General features: G+C 62.6%; 3 protein-coding genes. All 3 read right to left on the bottom strand.

All coding sequences use genetic code 11. The annotated features are described in order from the left end of the window. Positions 1–78: 78 nt before the first annotated feature. From tnpC to tnpA, 3 genes are read right to left on the bottom strand one after another with little or no spacing between them, the layout of a single operon-like run. Complete coding sequence (tnpC, locus tag ACIPUD_RS39650; protein ID WP_085357270.1) at positions 79–1,743, bottom strand: IS66 family transposase; 1,665 nt, start codon at positions 1,741–1,743, stop codon at positions 79–81. A gap of 45 nt (positions 1,744–1,788) precedes the next feature. After that, on the bottom strand, positions 1,789–2,109 hold the full coding sequence (tnpB, locus tag ACIPUD_RS39645; protein ID WP_425304745.1) for an IS66 family insertion sequence element accessory protein TnpB: 321 nt from the start codon (positions 2,107–2,109) through the stop codon (positions 1,789–1,791). A 23-nt stretch (positions 2,110–2,132) separates the two neighbouring features. Beyond that, positions 2,133–2,534 (bottom strand): IS66-like element accessory protein TnpA, encoded by a 402-nt coding sequence (gene tnpA / locus ACIPUD_RS39640; protein ID WP_085357272.1) that lies wholly within the window; start codon positions 2,532–2,534, stop codon positions 2,133–2,135. Positions 2,535–2,621 lie beyond the last annotated feature (87 nt).

Below are 2,621 nucleotides of genomic sequence, written 5' to 3'. Positions count from 1 at the left end.
CGTACGCATACGACGAAGGCCGCCTGATTGACACATGCGCGCGAGCGCGGCGAGTTCTACGATGGCGTTGCGTGAAGGTCAGGCGGCTTGCTGATCGGCGGACTTGCCGGCTTGGTGCAGGAGCTTCCATTCCCAGGGCAGCAGTTCGCGCAGCCGCGACGCGGGAAGATCGGCGATCCGGGCGAGGACGTCGGCGAGCCAGGCCTTTGGATCGACGTCGTTGAGGCGGCAGGTCGTGATCATCGTCAGCATGATCGCGGCACGGTCGGCGCCACGTTGGCTACCAGCGAAGGTCCAGTTGCGCCTTCCCAAGGCAATGCCTCTCAATGCACGCTCAGCGCAATTGTTGGTCAAGCAGATCCGGCCATCGTCGAGGAAGCGGACGAAGTCGTCCCAGCGCTTGAGCATGTAGTTCATGGGCTTCAGGACCTCGGCGGAGCGCGAGAGGCTTTCTCGCTCGCGGAGCAGCCAGTCATGCATGTCGTCGAGCAGCGGCTTGCTCCGCTCCTGGCGCACGGCACGCCGCTCGTCGGCACTACGGCCGTTGATGGCGCGCTCGATCTCGAACAACGCATCCAGACGCCTGACCGCCTCCAGCGCGATCGGGGAGACCGGTTTGCCCTTGCGGCCTTCCCGGGCGGCTTTCTCGATGTCAGCCAGTTCGAAGAATCCCCGCCGCGCATGGGCCAGGCAAAACGCCGGCGTGATCGGCATTGCTTTCCTTTTTGGGTCGAACAACGGCTCGAAGCCGCCATAGCAATCCGCCTGCAGAATGCCGGCGAAGGCGGCCAGATGCTTCTGAGGATGTTCGCCCCGTCGGTTGCCCGAGGCATAATAGACCGCCGCCGGCGGCGCAGGCCCGGCGAACGGCCGGTCATCCCGCACATAGGTCCAGATCCGGCCGGTCGTGCACTTGCCCTTCGCCAGGATGCGGATAGTGGTGTCGTCGCCATGAAGGCGCTCGGCCGCGAGCACATGACGCTCGATCAGCTGGAACAGCGGCATGACGGCGAAGGTTCCGTGGCCGACCTGGTCGGCCAGCGTCGACAGCGGCAGGTCGATCCGCTCAGCCTTGAAGCGCACGCTCTGGCGATTGAGCGGGATATGCATGCCGAACTTGTCGAACAGCATTGTCGCCAGCAATTGCGGACCGATGAAGCCGCGCGGCGTGGCATGGAACGGTGCCGGCGGCTGGCTGATCTTCTCGCAATCGCGGCAGGTGAACTTCTCGCGTATCGTCTCGATCACCTTGAAGCGACGCGGGATCTCCTCCAGCGTCTTGGTCACATCCTCTCCGACCTTCGCCAGCCGAGATCCACCGCAGCAGGCGCAGCTCGTTGGAGCCTCAATGACGACGCGCTCGTGTTCGATGTCGTCCGGCCATGGCTGGCGAACCGGCCGCTTGCGCATGAAGGGGCGAACGTTCTGCGTCTTCGCTGCTGCGGCCTGCGCGGCAAGCTCATTCTCGGTCGCCGTGGTGGCGAGTTCTTCGAGCTCCAATTCCAACTGCTCGAGTAAACGCGCCGTGCGCTCGGAGCGCTGCCCGTGCAGTTCGCGTTTGAGCTTCTCGATCCGTAGCTCAAGATGAGCGATCAGCACCTCGCTGTCCGATAGCTCCGCCCGCGCGTTGGCGGCATCCGCGACTGCCACATCGCGTTCAGCCTGCAACGCCTCGCGCTCGGCCAGCAGAGCAAGGTAGGCTCTCGTGAGATCCGAAGGAAGGTCGTCCGGCTTCGATGTCATGACGCCATTGAATCAGATCGAGCATCAGATTCAAACCCAAAACGATTATCCGACCCGCGTCGGCCGCTGGGTTTCTTGCGGATTGCGCCAATCGATCCCGGACAGCAGATAGCTCAACTGCGCCAGCGAGATCGTTACCGCTTCACCGGCAACCGATGGCCAGATAAACTTTCCTCTCTCGAGTTTTTTTGTGAACAAGCAGGCTCCCTGACCATCGTGCCAGATCACCTTCACAAGATCGCTGCGGCGACCGCGGAAGACAAACAAATGACCGCTGAGCGGTTCTTTGTGCAGCACCTCCTGCACTTGGAGGGCCAGCGACGGAAAGCCTCTGCGCATATCCGTGTAGCCTGTCGCCAGCCACACTCGCACATTCCCTGGTACAGCAATCATCGGCGTCCAAGCACATCGAGGACCCGCGCCAGCGCCTCCGGATCGACGTGCGCATCCACCCGGATGCACCGTCGGTTGCCGAGATCGATCTCTATCAATCCAGTACGTGCGGCTGCCGCCGAGCGAACTCGGCCATCAACCGTAGGCAAAAGCTTCGCAGTTTCTTCAGTCGAAGCCGCTACGGCGGCGATCTGCACCGGCGTAAAAGATGGTGCAACTTGTTCCGATGTCCGTGCTTGTCGACGCCAGGTAAACACCAGGCTGGCCGCTACTCCGTTGCGCCGCGCAACCTCAGTTACCTTCGCGCCCGGTGCCAACGTCTCCTCGACAATCCGTGCCTTGTCGTCCTGCGACCAACGCCGCCGCCGCTCCAGCCCGCCTAAAACCTCGACCCGCATCGCCTGATGACCTTAAAGCTAGACTTAAGGTCACACGCTTCGCGAATTACCAACCCTCACGCAAGACGGCCCCCATCGGAGGCGTAC

It is taken from the genome of Bradyrhizobium sp. CAR08, assembly GCF_052871955.1.
The sequence above is the reverse complement of the archived record's forward strand: the minus strand, read 5'-3'. Positions and strand labels throughout refer to the sequence as shown.